Below are 16561 nucleotides of genomic sequence, written 5' to 3' on the forward strand. Positions count from 1 at the left end.
GCTCCGCAAGCTCGACAGGTGTTTTGCGGAGCCGGAACGTGGGCCTCCAGGCTCGTGCTGGTGAGGCTTTTAGCTTTCCAACCATTACCCTTCAGTTTATTGCTCGCAGATCCGAGGTGACGAAACTCAATGTCCCTCTCTCTAGCTCCAGCTCTTCTATTGCGAACCCATCCTCACAGAAAGACACGACGCTGAGGTGACTGTTAATCGCATAAAGAGAGTCCATAGAGTAACAATTGTAAGGCAGCGTCATTACCTTGCTTGTTATGTTCCCGGTGGTTTCATTGACGGCCCATATGTCGGGGTTGAGCAACCCCGCAGGGCTGAGTACATCCCTCTCGATGGAAGAGCTCATCGCCAGCACTTTTGCTCGGTCTCCGCCACGAGTCAGATTCATCGACGTTGCATAGTAGGTTTCCGCGTTAGGCACAACCGGGCCACCGGGCCGGCCTACAATCAGGGTTCTGTTACGACCTGAGAAATCCAGGAAATTGACGAAAAGCAGTGATTCCGTTCGAGAAGCAACAAATGTAGATTCCACCGCCAGAAGCAAATCGACCTCACCCGAGCTCAGATCGACGGTATAGACTTCACCGAGAGGGTCTGAGCGATCAGCACCCTGAAAAGTCGTCCATAAAGCGATGGCTTTGTCGCCCATAACGACAACATCGTCGAGCGCCCAACCATCCGCAAACTTATCTGAGAAATCAGCAAACAAAGAGGCAGATCGATTGATTTCATCGACCTTGTGCAACACGCCACGGTCCGCGATGATTGTGTATTTGTCGTCCTCGATCAAAGAGAGTGACGCCAACCTGGCAGACTCAGAAAGTCCCGACAGCACAGGTTGTGCGCCTGCAAGACCGGAGTCCAACAGCATTGCAACTGATGTAATCAAGAACTCGCCGTCACTGAGCACACCCACAAACGTCTCATCCCGTGTGGGGCCGGGTTCTGCCATGGGGTAGACTCTCGGCACCCAGGTGCTTCCCGCCACCCGCTTCAGCTCAGCGCCTGACTCTCCATACAGGATGATCGTCCTTTCGGCATAGTTATTGGCGACCACAAAATCGATATCGCCGTCGCCGTTGAAGAATACATCCGTGTAGGATGACACCCCATCCGCTTCCCAGACCTCGAACGTATTGGCTCCCAATGTCCACCAGTAATGCGTGTCGTCGGAATCAACCGAGAGGTCGCATGTCAGATTACCGCCGGACATCGCCAGATTGACAAGTCCTGTCGACAGGTCACTGTTCACGAAACCCTTAACGGAACAAGGTTCCTGCCCGCCACCAATATTCGACAGTTTGACACTTGTTCCATCAACGCGGCTGTGAATCGACACGCTGGTTGAGCTTGCGGTTACGGCGGCTGGAGCGAACAGATTGTCGGTAAAGACACCCCCGGCAAATACCTGCCCACCCACCTTATCCCCTGCCTGCACATAAGCCAGCGAGTGAGATTCAAGATTACGACGATAAACCCGTGGGTTCTCGTTCGTGCCTCGTAAGGAATAGTCGTGCTCAATATAGCCATCCAGTTCAGGCAGGGATTTCGCCGTCACTCCGGGGCCAGCGTTGTCTTGCCCAGCTTGCGAAGAATTCGATGATGAGGAGGATCCACCGTCACCACATCCAACCAATGCCAAGGCGATTGAACAAACAATAAGAGGAAGGCCAGACGGACCGAATGGTTGCGACATTTTTCACATTCCGTTGAAATTTAAGCGTTTATCTCTTTTATTCAAAGAGCTTACAAGCGCTGAATTCTGGAATCGTGAAACCTGTCGCAACCAGCGTCACAATTAGATCAAGGGCACCCTAACCCAACCTTCCATAAGCACTCGCGCACTTCGGCTCATGATGGCTTTGGTGGCTGTCCACTGGCCGTTGACCAGACTGGCTTCCGCACCAACCTGCAAGGTGCCTGATGGGTGGCCGAAGGTCACGGAGGTTCTGTCACCGCCGCCGGCGGCCAGGTTAACCAGAGTTCCCGGTACGGCAGCTGCGGTAGCAATAGCAACGGCGGCTGTTCCCATCATCGCGTGGTGGAGCTTACCCATGGAAAGGGCCCGCACCAGCACGTCCACATCCCCTGCCCCAATGGCTTTGCCACTGGAAGACACATAGTCAGAAGGCTTTGCCACAAACGCCACCTTGGGCGTGTGCTGGCGGCTGGCGGCCTCTTCCACGGACTGAATCAGTCCCATTTTGACAGCACCGTGGGCGCGGATGGTTTCAAACATCGCCAGGGCCTCGGGATTGCTGTTGATATCGTCCTGCAGTTCCGTGCCCTTGTAGCCAATGTCTTCTGCATTCAGGAAGATGGTGGGAATGCCGGCATTGATCATGGTGGCCTTGAGGGTGCCAACACCGGGTACGTCCAGGTCGTCCACCAGGTTGCCGGTGGGGAACATGGCGCCTTCGCCATCGGCGGGGTCCATGAATTCCACCTGGACTTCGGCAGCCGGGAAGGTCACGCCGTCCAGTTCGAAATCACCGGTTTCCTGCACTTCACCATTGGTGATGGGAATGCGGGCAACGATGGTTTTCCGGATGTTGGCCTGCCAGATGCGAACCGTGGCAATACCGTTTTCCGGAATGCGCTCTTGAGCGACGAAACCACCATTGATGGCAAATGCGCCGACGGCGGCGGTCAGGTTGCCGCAGTTCCCGCTCCAGTCGACGAACGGCTTGTCGATGGACACCTGACCGAAGAGGTAGTCCACGTCGTGGTCCGGTTGCGTCGGCTCGGCCAGGATCACGGTCTTGCTGGTGCTGGAGGTGGCTCCGCCCATGCCGTCGATCTGCTTCTGGTAAGGGTCCGGGCTGCCGATTACACGCAGCAGGAGGTTATCCCGGGCTTTGCCCGGGACTTGTGCCGCTTCCGGCAGATCCTTCAACCGAAAGAACACGCCCTTGCTGGTGCCACCACGCATGTAGGTGGCGGGGACTTTGATCTGGGGCGCGTGGGTCATGCTGCGCCCTCCGATTGCAGGAAGTCCTCGGCAAAGCGCTGAAGCACACCACCAGCACTATAGATAGACACTTCTTCCGCTGTATCCAGACGACAGATCACGGGCACACGCTCGGTGCTGCCATTGCTGCGGTGGACAACCAGGGTGAGTTGTGCACGCGGTGCAGCTGTGCCCTCTACGTCGTAGGTTTCAGTACCATCAATACCCAGGGTTTGCCGCGTGGTGCCTTCCTCAAACTGCAGGGGCATAACGCCCATGCCGACGAGATTGGTACGGTGAATGCGCTCAAAGCCTTCAGCCACGATGGCTTCCACACCTGCCAGGGCCACGCCCTTGGCCGCCCAGTCACGGGAGGAACCCTGACCATAGTCGGCGCCAGCGATGATGATCAGCGGCTGCTTCCGTTCCATGTAGGTTTCGATGGCTTCCCACATGCGGGTGACCTTGCCTTCCGGCTCAACCCTCGCCAGGGAGCCCTGCTTCACCTTGCCGCTCTCGTCCCGCACCATTTCATTGAACAGTTTCGGGTTGGCGAAGGTAGCACGTTGTGCCGTCAGGTGATCGCCCCGATGGGTGGCGTAGGAGTTAAAGTCTTCCTCCGGCACACCCATTTTATGCAGGTATTCACCGGCTGCGCTGTCCATCAGGATCGCGTTGGACGGCGACAGGTGGTCGGTGGTGATGTTGTCCGGCAACACCGCCAGCGGGCGCATACCCTTGAGGGTTTTCTCGCCTACCATGCCACCTTCCCAGTACGGCGGGCGACGAATGTAGGTGCTCTGGGGGCGCCAGTCGTAGTTCGGGTTGGTGTTGGCGTGCGCATCCCGGGTGATGTCGAACATCGGAATATAAGTGCTGCGGAACTGCTCCGGCTTCACACTGGACTTCACGATGGCGTCAATTTCCGCATCATCCGGCCAGATGTCCTTCAAGGTAATGGGGTTGCCATCCTTGTCGTGCCCCAGGGCGTCTTTTTCGATGTCGAAGCGGATGGTGCCTGCAATCGCATAGGCCACAACAAGCGGCGGCGATGCCAGGAACGCCTGCTTGGCGTAGGGATGAATGCGGCCGTCAAAGTTCCGGTTGCCCGAAAGCACGGCGGTGGAATACAGGTCCCGATCAACAATTTCCTTTTGGATCTTCGGGGCCAGTGCGCCACTCATGCCATTACAGGTGGTGCAGGCGAAAGCCACTACGCCGAAGCCGAGTTCTTCCAGCTCGGACATCAGGCTGGCTTCTTCCAGATACATTTTTACCGTCTTGGAGCCCGGCGCCAGGGAAGTCTTTACCCAAGGCTTGCGAGTCAGGCCCAGCTTGTTGGCATTACGGGCGATCAGGCCTGCGGCCACCATATTGCGGGGGTTACTGGTATTCGTGCAACTGGTAATCGCGGCGATGATGCACGCGCCGTCCGGCATCTTGCCCTCTTCTTTTTCCCATTTGCCGGCAACACCGCGCTCGGCCAGTTCGGAGGTGGGAAGATGCGCGTGGGGGTTAGACGGGCCCGCCAGCGTACGATGTACCTTGGACAGGTCAAACGTCAGCACTCGCTCGTATTCGGCGTTTTTCATGCTGTCGGCCCACAGGCCTGTCTCTTTGGCGTATCTCTCAACCAGGGCGACCTGTTCGTCTTCACGACCGGTCAGTTTGAGGTAATCGATGGTCTGGCCGTCGATATAGAACATCGCCGCCGTGGCACCGTATTCCGGAGTCATGTTGGAGATGGTGGCCCGGTCACCTACGGTCAGGCTGTCGGCGCCTTCGCCGTAGAATTCCAGGTAGGCACCTACCACCCTTTCCTTACGAAGGAATTCAGTGATAGCCAGCACCATGTCGGTACCGGTGATTCCTGGTTGCAGCTTGCCCTTAAGCTCCACACCCACGATGTCTGGCAGGCGCATCATGGAGGCGCGGCCCAGCATCACGCTTTCGGCTTCAAGGCCGCCCACGCCCACGGAGATAACACCAAGGGCGTCTACCATGGGGGTGTGGCTGTCGGTTCCAACGCAGGTGTCCGGATACGCAATACCGTCGCGGTTCTGAACTACCGGCGACATCTTCTCCAGGTTGATCTGGTGCATGATGCCGTTGCCCGGAGGAATCACATCCACGTTCTTGAACGCGGTCTTGGTCCAGTTGATGAAGTGGAAACGGTCGTCGTTGCGGCGGTCTTCCACGGCACGGTTTTTCTCGAACGCGTCTTTCTCGAAACCGGCGTGCTCAACGGCCAGCGAGTGATCCACGATTAACTGGGTGGGCACCACCGGATTGACTTTCGCCGGATCACCACCCTTTTCCTTGATGGCATCGCGCAGGCCAGCCAGATCTACCAGGGCCGTCTGGCCAAGGATGTCATGGCAGACCACGCGGGCCGGGTACCAGGGAAAATCCAGGTCCCGTTTGCGTTCGATCAGCTGCTTAAGGGAATCCGTCAGTGCCGATGGATCACAACGACGAACCAACTGCTCCGCCAGGATCTTGGAGGTGTACGGCAGTCTGTCGTAGGCGCCAGGCTGGATGTCTTCCACAGCCTGACGGGTGTCAAAATACTCCAGGTCGGTACCCGGGAGAGGTTTGCGGTAATCAATGTTCATGGGCGGTACTCAAATTCTGGTTTATCGGATTACGGCCGCTCGTCGATCGGCACCCACTTCGAATCCGCCGGGCCATCGTAATCGGCACTTGGGCGGATGATGCGGTTGTTCTCACGCTGCTCTTTCACGTGGGCGGTCCAACCAGACACCCGTGACATCACGAAGATGGGGGTAAACAATTCGGTCGGGATACCCATGAAGTGATAGGCGGAGGCATGGAAGAAGTCGGCGTTGCAGAACAGCTTCTTCTCGCGCCACATGACTTCCTCACAACGAACCGATACCGGGTACAGAACGGTATCACCCACTTCCTTGGCGAGCTCCTCGGACCATTTCTTGATGATGGCGTTGCGGGGATCAGACTCCCGATAGATCGCATGGCCGAAGCCCATAATCTTCTCTTTGCGCTCCAGCATGCCCAGCAGGCCTTTCTCGGCTTCGTCCGGGGTCTGGAATTTCTGGATCAGCGCCATGGCCGCCTCATTGGCGCCACCGTGAAGCGGGCCGCGCAGCGTACCAATCGCACCGGTCACGCAGCTGTGGATATCCGACAGGGTGGAAGCGCACACTCGAGCCGTGAAGGTAGAGGCGTTGAACTCATGCTCTGCATAAAGAATCAGCGACACGTTCATAACGCGCTCATGCAGTTCGCTGGGTTTCTTGCCGTGGAGCAGTTCCAAGAAATGGCCGCCAATGGAATCCACGTCGCTGGCGGTATCGATGCGCACGCCTTCATGGGCGAAGCGGTACCAGTAGGTGATGATGGCCGGGAACAGTGCCAGCATGCGATCGATTTTGTCGTCCTGCTGACTGAAGTCGGTCTCCGTTTCCAGGTTACCCAGCATCGAGCAGCCGGTGCGCATGACGTCCATGGGGTGGGCGTCTTTGGGAATATGCTCCAGTACGGATTTCACGGCGTATGGCAGTTCACGCATACTCACAAGCTTTTTCTTGTAGTCCTCAAGCTCCTGCCGGTTAGGCAGCTTGCCGCGCAACAACAGGTAAGCCACTTCTTCAAACTGGGCGTGGTCCGCCAGATCGCTGATGTCATAGCCACGATAGGTCAGGCCGGCACCGGACTGGCCAACAGTACACAGCGACGTTACGCCAGCCACCTGGCCGCGAAGACCTGCGCCTCCGAGTTTTTTTGCTTCAGCCATGGTTTTCCCCCTCATCAATGTTTGGATTTTGATTAACCCTTTTTCTGCTGGAACAGCTCGTCCAGCTTCTGTTCGAAATCGTGGTAGTTCAGGAAATCGTACAACTCCATCCGCGTTTGCATAAGATCAACCACGTCTTTCTGGTCACCTTTCTCGAGGATGTTTTCGTAAACCGTCAGTGCAGCCTTGTTCATGGCGCGAAAGGCACTCAATGGATACAGCACCATACCGGCGCCGGCTTCTGCAAGCTCCTTGCGATTGTACAACGGCGTGGCACCGAACTCGGTAATATTGGCCAGCACCGGCACGTCCAGGGCTTCAGAGAAGGCCTTGTAGTGCTCCAACTCGGTCACCGCTTCGGCGAAAATGCCGTCGGCGCCCGCCTCTATGCAGGCCTTCGCACGCTCAATCGCGGCGTCCAGGCCTTCCTTCTGGAACGCGTCGGTACGAGCCATGATGAAGAAGTCATCGTCCTGACGGGCATCCACGGCGGCCGTGATGCGATCCACCATTTCTTCCTGGGAGACGATTTCCTTGTTCGGTCGGTGACCACAGCGTTTCTGGGCCACCTGATCTTCGATATGGACTGCCGCTGCGCCAGCGCGTTCCATTTCGCGAATTGTGCGAGCAATGTTGAAGGCGCCGCCCCACCCGGTATCGATGTCTACCAGCAGCGGGACGTCGGTGGCCGCAGTGATACGGCGGACATCCTCGACCACATCGTTCAGAGTGGTCATGCCCAGATCCGGCAAACCATAGGACGCATTGGCAACACCGCCGCCGGACAGGTAGATGGCCTGATGACCGACCTTTTCCGCCATCATGGCAGTATAGGCGTTGATGGTGCCGACGATCTGTAGGGGGTGGTTTTCTTTCAGGGCTTTGCGGAAGCGTGCGCCTGGGGATAGTGTTTTGGACATGAGTAACCTCATTATTTGGGGTGACGGTTCTAGATCGTTAAATCGCCTTGCTGAATCTTTTTCTCGATGTTTTTGCGGGCCGCATGGATGTGTCGTTTCATCAGGAATTCCGCCAGCTCGCCGTCACGCTGGGCGATGGCTTCAACAATCCTGCGATGCTCCCCCAGCGCCATGTGAGGGCGCCCGGATGAGGTGCTCAAACGGTAACGATACATCCGGACCATATAGTAAAGATCACCCAGCAGCATTTGCGCGAGTTTGGTGTTGCGACTGCCTGTGGCAATTCGGTGATGGAAGTCGTAGTCGCCTTCCGCCTGATAGTAGGCCTGGCCCTGGGCCTGTTCGATCATTCGCTCATGGCTATCGAGGGTGGCGGACAGGTCAGCGATTTCCTGATCGGTCATCCGCTCGGCGGCCTGACGGGCGGCGAGCCCCTCCATGGTTTCGCGAATGCGGTAGAGCTCCATGAGTTCATCAGCGCTGACTGAGACCACCTTTACCCCGGCGTGGGGCCGGCGCACCAGCAACCCTCGGGATTCAAGGCGGCCAAGCGCCTCGCGAAGCGGGCCACGGGTAAGATTGAAACGGGAGCAGAGTTCGACTTCGCCGATCTTTTCGCCAGGGGCAAGGTCGCCCTTAACGATGGCCGTTTGCAGACAATCGAAGGCTTCATCGGCACGGGTATAGGTTTGGGCGATAGCTTCCGGCATATTTTGTCAACAATAGTGACTGGAATTACCGGAAATCTACGCCCTAACTCGATTATTGTCAACAATCCCGGATTACCTGGCAGCGTAATTGTTGACAGAGCGGCAGCCTTCACCGCCCAGAAGCAAGGCTAATAGAGCGTGCGCTCGTCCTTCGGAGGCGGCGTGTACTGGTACAACCAGGTTTCGGTAAGCACCTGGTTGCCCAGCTTGAGCTGAAGACGCAGGTCAATCGGTTCCAGGGAGTCGTCGGGCACAAGGTCAAACATCGCCCGATAACCACCAATGGAGTCCAATGGCCGCGCAGAGGTGATTTCCACCTCCCCACGGCTGGCCGTTATCACCGGCTCTACCTCTGCATCGTCCCCCACCAGCGGCAGCGCGCCGCCGGCAAAGTCCACGGCAAACCGCCAGGAGAAATATTTTCGCTCCTGCCCGACAACGCCCCCCAATCCCGTACGTGTTGCCTGGACCGTGGCCAGCTCCTCTGGCTCCATCGGCGGCTCGCCCCCCCATGACAACCTGTAGGAATAAAGATACTCCTGCCCCGGCTCCATGGGCTTCTCGGGGTGCCAGAAGGCGACGATATTGTCGAACGTCTCGTCCTTGGTGGGAATCTCCACCAGCATCACGCTGCCTTTGCCCCAGTCATCGTGAGGCGTGACCCAGGTGCTCGGACGTTTCTCGTAGAACACGCCGTCGTCCTGGTAGTTGGCAAACCGGCGGTCGCGCTGCAGCAGGCCAAAGCCACGAGGATTATTGTCAACAAACGTATTTACCCGCAGGGAGCGAGGATTGACCAGTGGCCGCCACAGCCATTCGCCCTGCCCGTTCAGGATCGACAGCCCGTCCGAATCGTGAATTTCCGGGCGCCAGTCATAGGCCATACGGTGATCATTCTCACCGGTCTGGTACATACTGGTCAGTGGCGCGACCCCCACCCGCTGAATGGGTTTTCTCGGGTATATCGCCGCATCCACGCTCATCACCATGTTCCGTCCCGGGGTCAACGTAAAGGCATAGGCACCGGTCGTGCTGGGTGAATCCAGAAGTGCATAGACCACCATGTTCTGGCTGCCCGGTTTCGGTTTCTCCAGCCAGAAGGCCGAAAACTGCGGGAACTCTTCCCCGCTTTCCAGTGCGGTGTCGATCGCCAGGCCCCTGGCGGAGAGCCCGTATTGCATCTCTGACCCAACCGCCCGGAAGTAGCTGGCGCCGAGGAAAGCGGCCAGGTCGCGCTCGTAGTCCGTGTGGAAGTGAACACGGAACCCGGCATAGCCAAGATCCTCCGGCAGGGTTCCCAGGGGTTGTTCACCCTCATATCGGAAGTATTCCGGCTTGTACGCAAGCTCCCGGGCCTCGCCATCTTCCACTTCGTGGATGCGCACCGGGGTTTTGAAGTAGAGGCCAAGATGGAAAAGCTGCACCTGGAACGCATTGTCGTCGTTACGCCAAAGCGCTTCTTCGGGGCGAAAGCCGATCGCCTGGTAATCGTCCCAGGACAGATTCTTCAACGAGCCGGGCAACTCCCCTTCATGTGACACCCAGGGTTCACCGGCCAAGGCCCGCGCATGGCCTTTCAGCCACGCGTAACTGAATGGCTTGGGCTCACCAACCTCGCCCGCCACGCTGGAACCACTGTACATCAATGCCGAGAGGGGCAGTGCCTGGGCTCCCGCCAGACTGACGAAGGTTTTGATCAGTGTGCGTCTGTCCATGTCATGCTCCCGTCTAATATTGAAGCCTTTACTCTTCAGGTTTTGTCTTGCCCAGACTGGATATTCGCCGTCCCCAGAAACTGTCCGGCGATGAACGCCAGGCAAGCTGGTGCAGTTCCGCCAGTGCCGTGCGGTCACGGAACACCTGGCTGAGTTCGTTCCGGGACAATGACTCCGGCCCTTTGTCAGCGAGCCGCCGTACCAATGGCGCCAGCAACTCTGCTCTTCTGGGTTGGCGATGAGCGCGCGCCAGGGCACGGTGGAGCCGGTTCAAGCGAGGCCGGATCACGGCTGCTTCTACGGCAGTAATCACCGGGACCTCATCACCCACGGCCCTTGCGCGTCTGGCGTCGTTCAATACCGCCACTGGCGTAAGCTCTTCCGGTATCACCAGAAGCCCTTTTTTCCGGAAGGCCCGGCCCAGCCCTACACGGCTGAGCACCACCGATGTCGGGGCCGCCAACACGAGCGGCACCGCTACGGGCAGGGACCAGAGGAAAAACATGGGGTCCAGGCTCCAGGCGAAGGCGGACCAGCCAGCGCCCACGAGCATGCCGGGAAACTGGGTCAGAAAAGCGTCCCGCCATGTCGTTTCTTCGGTACGGTTCTGCCCTGCCCAGGACAAAGAGACGTTGAGAAGAGCGCCAAGAACATATCGGCTGTGGGCCATCATCCTGACCGGAGCCAGCAGCACGGACACAACGATTTCCAGCATCACACTCAGAAATAGCCGCCAGACACCTCCGAAGCCCCGCACAAGGCCGTGGATTACAGCATCAAAGATGGCAAGAAACTTTGGCAGGAACAGCAGCGATAGAGTGCTCAACGCAAGCCCGATAGCCCATTCCGGCCGCCATTCCGGCCATAGGGGGAATAGCCCCTGGTGCCCTTCTGGGAAGTAATTGATGCTGGCGACGGTCATTTGCACGGCTTCAACGGTCGTCAGAATCAGAAACGCCAACCAGAGCGGCGACGCAAGGTACGCCATGATGCCGTTCAGCAGCGCCATCCGGTGGGCCAGGCGCAACTTCCGCCCGAACAGCAGGATCCAAAGATGCTGGAGGTTGCCCCTGGACCAGCGATTGTCCCGGGAGAGCTCATCCGAAATGGTGGGCGGTGATTCTTCAAAACTGTTGCCAAGCTCAGGCTCAAGCCACACCTCATAACCAGCGCGCCCCATGTAGGCCGCTTCCACAAAATCGTGACTCATGATGGGCCCGCGAAAAAGCCCGAAGCCCCGTAGTTTGCGAAGACCGCAGTGCGCCATGAATGGCTCGACACGCAGAATGGCGTTGTGGCCCCAGAAAGCAGCGTCTCCCATCTGTATGGCTGCCAGACCGGTGGCAAACAACGATGAGTAAAGGCGATTCGCGAACTGCTGTACCCTGGCAAAGAGAGACTCACCGTTGATAATGGTAGGTGCGGTCTGCAGGATACCCACGTTGGGTTCCCGCTCCATCAGCTGCACCATTTTCACGATGGTTCCCGCGCTCAGCAGGCTGTCGGCATCCAGAACAACCATATAGCGGTAACGACGGCCCCAACGCCGCAAAAAGTCCGCAACGTTGCCGCTTTTGAAATTGAGATTGACGCGCCGTCGACGATAGAACAGCCGCCCCTCGGCCCCCAACTCTTCGCATAACCGATGCCACTCGGCCTGTTCCTGTAGCCAGACGTTCGGGTCCCTGCTGTCGGAGATGATATGAAACTCAAAGCGGTCCAGGTGCCCGGTCCGCTCAATATCCTGATAGACAGCCTTCAACCCACTGAGTGTCCATTGCACCGGCTCATGGTAGATCGGCATAACGATGGCGGTTTTGGCCAACGCCGTGTTTTCCAGTTCCGACTCCGGATGGCGCTTGAGAAGACTGTGGCGATCGCCCCCTACCAGCCTGAGCACAAAGCCAAACACGGCCGTCCAGAACCCCACTGCAATCCACATATAAAGGAGGATGAAAAGCGCAAGCAGGCCGAGCTCCACCCATGTGCCGCCGTGATACGGCAGAATCCAGAGCAGGAAGTAACTGGCAACAACGGTTTGCCCAACCACAAACAGTGTCAGGAAAAAACGACGCACTGTGGCGGTACGTCGCCAGGTTCCCGAACGCTCGATTGGGGCTGCATTAACGACCTCAGTCATGGGGGTAGTACCCCAGGTGGCCGCGCATGAGGGGTGGAATGGGCGCCGGGATGTCCATTCCCGGCAGGTTGAAGTAGTCCGGCACGAGCTCAATACACCGGGCGGGCAAGTCTGGCCCATCACCTTCTGTCATGGCACCGTCAACCAAACGCAACACCTGTCGACAGGTTTCGGCGTCCAGTTCCACGCCATCGTCGCGCAGATAGGTCATGACCCTCTCGATCGCCTGCTGGCATAAGGTTTCCGGCATGAACAAATCTCCGCTCTACTGTTTCTGACCAAGCCCGGAATCGGGGCCGATGGAATAGGTCCAGGTCTCGGTCAGTGGCTCATTATCAAGCAGGAGTTGTCCTCGGAGCACCGGAGCCTTTTCACCGACGGGGCGCACCAGCATCGACAGTCGCCAGGTGCCATCCGCCTCAACGTACTCAACGAAATGCTCTATGATCTCAACGGCATCGCTGTTTCCGCTGCCCTCACTGACCTTGCTGACGATGGCTGCATTAGGCTTGAGATCGTCCAGCGGCCCTCCTGCAAAATCAACAATGATTCGGTAGGCCCCCTCTTCCGTGCCGCCTCCGGGACGATTGCCATCTCCAACAAACGTTTGCAGCGCACGCCCGGTGTCCTGCCCGGATACGTCCTTGTCGCCAAAACGAAGGCTGTAGGCAAACGCCCGATGGTCACCCTGCTTTACTGGCTCCTTCGGTTTCCAGAAGGCAACAATGTTGTCGTTGGTTTCCGCGTTGGTGGGGATTTCAACCAGCACGACCTCGCCGTTCGACCATCCCTGCCTTGGCGCAACCCACGCACTGGGCCGTTTGTCATATCGAGCCTCGGCATCCTCAAACTGGTCAAACTGGGTATCCCGCTGCATCAAACCGAAGCCAGCCAGGCGATCAACCTGAAGGTAGCTGAGCCGGAGGCGCGATGGGTTCGTCAGAGGGCGCCACAACCATTCGCCCGCGCCCTGGTCATGAATCAGCAGTCCGCTTGAGTCGTGCACCTGGGGCCGCCATTCACCCCGGGGCCTGGCAGTATTTTCGCCGTAGTAGAACATCGACGTCAGTGGCGCCAGGCCCGGTTGATCCACCGGGTTGCGGTAGAACAACTCAGCAGTGACATCGATACGTGTGGTTTTGCCAGGCTGGATATCGAAACGGTAGGCACCGGCGACGCTAGGGCCGTCCAACAGGCCGTAAACCCGCATACGTTCACTGCCACCTCCCGGCCGCTCAAGCCAGAATTCAACAAACGATGGCACCTCCTCTCCGGAGGGCAGTCCGGTGTCTATCGCTATACCCCGCGCCGACAGGCCAAAGTGATTGTCGGCACCCACGCCCCGGAAGTAGCTTGCGCCGGCGAAGACCAGAAATTGATTCTGTTCGTCGCCACGGCCCATCGGGTACGTGAGTTTGAAGCCCGCATAGCCCAGGTCCGCGGGAACCCTTTTGGCGAGTTCCGGGTCCGGGAAGCTGAACTCGGATTTATCAAACGGGATGGGTTTTACACCGTCGGCATCCACTTCATTCAACTTGACGGTGTGGGTGTAATAGCTCCCCGGTGGCACCATCATCACCTGGAAACGGGAGCGCCCTTCCCGCCAAAGGCTGGCTTGTGGATTGAAGCGGATGGATTGGTAGGCTCGGTAGCTCAGGTTCCTGAGAAAGCCGGGCACCGAAGGTGGTGGCTGATACTCACCTTCAGCCCTTGCTTTGGCCTTGTCCACTATTTCCCTGAACTCAAGCGCCCCCGCCGCATGGGCGTAGAGCAGCCCCGGCAATATCAGGCCGATCAGCCATCGTTTCCCTGAATGCATGTAGCTCCTACCTCGAAAATGTCCATCGACTTTTTAATGTAGCACTTGCGACCGGCGCCGTCTCAAGTGACATCTTCGTAAGGCAGGTTGGCCGCAGGGGGCCCGAGAGGCTTCAGGAGGGAGCTAGAACGTCGTTAGTAAGCAATCAGATACCCATGGTGAGGGAAAACCGAACGTCCGGGCGTTCGGGCATCGTCATGGCCATCGTGGAAGCACGAATCATACGGCCGACGCTGACATTCGCTGTGAAAGCCCGGCCCTCGAACTTCAACGACACCTGGCCAGCAGAGGCCCGGCCGTGGCGGTCGGACTGGGTCTCAGAGTATGGAACCCAGCCGTGCAACACCGCAAAATTCACGCTGGAAAGCACACCGTCCATAAACGGCATCTGCCAGGAGGGGCTGGCGGTATCCAGGCGCAACCAGCCACCCCGAACAACCGATACGGATTGCCCGTTAAAACCGGCGATCATGGAGGGGCCTGCGACGGTCAGATACTCCGACACCGGAAGATCTTCATCAGCGAACTGGTAGCGTCCGTGAATCCGCCAGCGCCACCGATAGAGCTCCTGTTCCAGCGAAGCGGACATCGCCACTTTATAGAAGGCGTCTTCGCGACCAACATCGTCCTGCAACCGATAATCGGTCGAACTGTACTCGCGACCGCTCACCGCCAGAAGACCGGTGCTGGCCTGCAAACCATCCCAAAGCTCATGACCGCCCTGCGCCTTGAGACCGACTGAGGACAACTCGTAGCGGCTCTCCGATACCAGGCTCCCCTTCTCCATAGCGCGACTGTCTCGACCGGTATGGTGGGCAACACCATCAAACGCCAGACCAAACCGTGAAAACAGCGGCCGACTGGCCCCGACACCCACAACACTGGATTCGCCACTGGCATTGTAGCGCCTGTCACCACTGGTAACGGCGTGGCTGTAGTAAGAACTTCCGGTTTCCACGGTTACTTGGTTGGCGCCGGCCGGAAAGCGGTAGCGAAACGAGGTGGCGTTGACGTCCGAGCGGTTCTTGTGGGACCGGGCATCGCGATAATGAAACCCGATTGCATCGCTGCTACCGACCAGGCTGTCAGCAGACACACCGATGTCCCCGTCCATTCCGTCGCTGTTCAGGGAGGTTTTGCCGGAAAACTTCAATCGGGATCTTAGCCAGTGTTCACGCTCGTCGCGGAACGCATTCACGGTGCCCTCAAAATTATCGGCGTAGGGTTTCCAGCCATTACGCAACCAGGAACCCGATGATTCCGCGTACAAAGGTTGGCTGAGAACGCACCAAATCAGTGCGAACAACAGGGAATGTCTCAATGTTTCTGATCCTGCCAGTGAGCGCCGGCCGCCTGTCGCTGCGAATACCGGTTATTCTTAAAAAATCGTCACTGCGGAATGTATTGCATTAACGCCCTTAAATCCATCACTGGTTGCCAAAATTTACAAAGTTAATCTTCATATAAAACAGATGATTACAAAGACCTCTGAAAGTTTTTTCTATAGATTTCAACAGGCCGGAGGTATTGAGAACTGGTGCCACTTATTACCAAATTCTACATTTCGCTACCGAGGCCTCCATTTGGGTCACTAACTTGGTTACACTTGGCACAATTCGTGAGTCAGCCTACACGGACGACTGACTTCAAACAGGCCGTGACCGAAACGAAATAAGGACGAACGTTATGATCAAGAAGTGTCTCTTCCCTGTTGCCGGCTACGGCACCCGCTTCCTGCCAGCCACCAAAGCCATGCCCAAGGAAATCCTGCCCATTGTGAACAAGCCCCTTGTTCAATACGGTGTGGAGGAAGCTGCAGAAGCGGGGGTTCACGAGTTCGGTTTCGTTACCGGTCGTGGTAAAAGGGCCATCGAGGATCACTTCGACATCAGCTATGAGCTTGAGCACCAGATTGCCGGCTCGGGCAAGGAAGACCTGCTTACCTCCATCCGGGAGCTGATCGACAATAACTCGTTCGCCTTTACCCGCCAGAACGAAATGAAAGGTCTCGGTCACGCCATTCTCACCGGTCGCAACCTTGTTGGCGACAACCCATTCGCGGTTGTACTGGCGGACGACTTCTGCGTGGCTGACGGCGCCGAAGAAGGCGTACTCGCCCAGATGGTTAAACTTTACAACCAGTTCCGCTGCTCCATCGTTGCCATTGAGGAAGTACCGGAAGACGAGACCCACAAATATGGCGTCATAGCGGGCGAGTCGATGAAAGACGGCCTCTATCGCATCACCGACATGGTCGAAAAACCATCGCCGGAGAACGCCCCCAGCAACCTTGCGATTATCGGTCGCTATATCCTCACGCCCGATATTTTTGACATCATCGAGCGCACGGCGCCCGGCAAGAACGGTGAAGTTCAGATAACGGATGCGCTGCTGGAACAGGCGAAGAACGGCTGTGTGCTGGCGTATAAATTCAAGGGCCGCCGGTTTGATTGCGGCAGTATTGACGGGTTTGTGGAAGCAACCAACTACGTTTACGAAAACATCTACAAGAAAGGTAAATAG

The 16561-nt window shown here is 57.6% G+C and carries 12 protein-coding genes; 1 reads left to right on the forward strand and 11 read right to left on the reverse strand.

Annotated elements, in window-relative coordinates; translation table 11 throughout:
* Positions 1 to 91: 91 nt before the first annotated feature.
* From AXW11_RS04635 to AXW11_RS04685, 11 genes are all read right to left on the reverse strand, one after another.
* Positions 92 to 1705 carry a hypothetical protein gene (locus AXW11_RS04635; protein WP_143071129.1) on the reverse strand — a complete coding sequence of 538 codons (1614 nt, stop codon included), beginning with the start codon at positions 1703 to 1705 and terminating at the stop codon, positions 92 to 94.
* Positions 1706 to 1807: 102 nt separating this feature from the next.
* Positions 1808 to 2980 (reverse strand): 2-methylaconitate cis-trans isomerase PrpF, encoded by a 1173-nt coding sequence (prpF, locus tag AXW11_RS04640; protein WP_091641262.1) that lies wholly within the window; start codon positions 2978 to 2980, stop codon positions 1808 to 1810.
* Positions 2977 to 5574, reverse strand: a complete 2598-nt coding sequence (gene acnD / locus AXW11_RS04645) for a Fe/S-dependent 2-methylisocitrate dehydratase AcnD (RefSeq protein WP_091641264.1) — start codon at positions 5572 to 5574, stop codon at positions 2977 to 2979. Before acnD ends, prpF begins: the two co-directional genes overlap by 4 nt.
* 29 nt (positions 5575 to 5603) lie before the next feature.
* Complete coding sequence (gene prpC / locus AXW11_RS04650; protein ID WP_036205399.1) at positions 5604 to 6734, reverse strand: bifunctional 2-methylcitrate synthase/citrate synthase; 1131 nt, start codon at positions 6732 to 6734, stop codon at positions 5604 to 5606.
* A 32-nt stretch (positions 6735 to 6766) separates the two neighbouring features.
* Positions 6767 to 7654, reverse strand: coding sequence for a methylisocitrate lyase (gene prpB, locus AXW11_RS04655; protein WP_036205398.1), 888 nt, complete (start codon positions 7652 to 7654; stop codon positions 6767 to 6769).
* Positions 7655 to 7683: 29 nt separating this feature from the next.
* Positions 7684 to 8364 carry a GntR family transcriptional regulator gene (locus tag AXW11_RS04660; RefSeq protein ID WP_036205397.1) on the reverse strand — a complete coding sequence of 227 codons (681 nt, stop codon included), beginning with the start codon at positions 8362 to 8364 and terminating at the stop codon, positions 7684 to 7686.
* A gap of 128 nt (positions 8365 to 8492) precedes the next feature.
* Positions 8493 to 10079 carry an OpgD/OpgG family glucan biosynthesis protein gene (locus tag AXW11_RS04665; protein WP_091641267.1) on the reverse strand — a complete coding sequence of 529 codons (1587 nt, stop codon included), beginning with the start codon at positions 10077 to 10079 and terminating at the stop codon, positions 8493 to 8495.
* 28 nt (positions 10080 to 10107) lie between these two features.
* Positions 10108 to 12219: a glucans biosynthesis glucosyltransferase MdoH gene (mdoH, locus tag AXW11_RS04670; RefSeq protein ID WP_091641270.1), complete on the reverse strand. Its 2112-nt coding sequence runs from the start codon at positions 12217 to 12219 to the stop codon at positions 10108 to 10110.
* A complete protein-coding gene (locus AXW11_RS04675; protein WP_036205395.1) occupies positions 12212 to 12469 on the reverse strand; it encodes a hypothetical protein in 258 nt (85 codons plus the stop codon). The genes mdoH and AXW11_RS04675 overlap by 8 nt, the downstream gene beginning before the upstream one ends.
* A 15-nt stretch (positions 12470 to 12484) precedes the next feature.
* Entirely contained in the window at positions 12485 to 14038 is a 1554-nt protein-coding gene (locus AXW11_RS04680) for a glucan biosynthesis protein G (RefSeq protein ID WP_091641272.1), read from the reverse strand.
* Between the two features lie 145 nt (positions 14039 to 14183).
* Positions 14184 to 15359: a ShlB/FhaC/HecB family hemolysin secretion/activation protein gene (locus AXW11_RS04685; RefSeq protein ID WP_036205393.1), complete on the reverse strand. Its 1176-nt coding sequence runs from the start codon at positions 15357 to 15359 to the stop codon at positions 14184 to 14186.
* Positions 15360 to 15724: 365 nt separating this feature from the next.
* Here AXW11_RS04685 and galU point away from each other — a divergent pair, with 365 nt between their 5' ends.
* The gene (galU, locus tag AXW11_RS04690) at positions 15725 to 16561 is read left to right on the forward strand and encodes a UTP--glucose-1-phosphate uridylyltransferase GalU (RefSeq protein ID WP_036205392.1); all 837 of its coding nucleotides are present in this window, start codon (positions 15725 to 15727) and stop codon (positions 16559 to 16561) included.

The sequence above is a fragment of the Marinobacter sp. Hex_13 genome, assembly GCF_001566815.1.
GTDB classification, from domain to species: domain Bacteria; phylum Pseudomonadota; class Gammaproteobacteria; order Pseudomonadales; family Oleiphilaceae; genus Marinobacter; species Marinobacter salarius.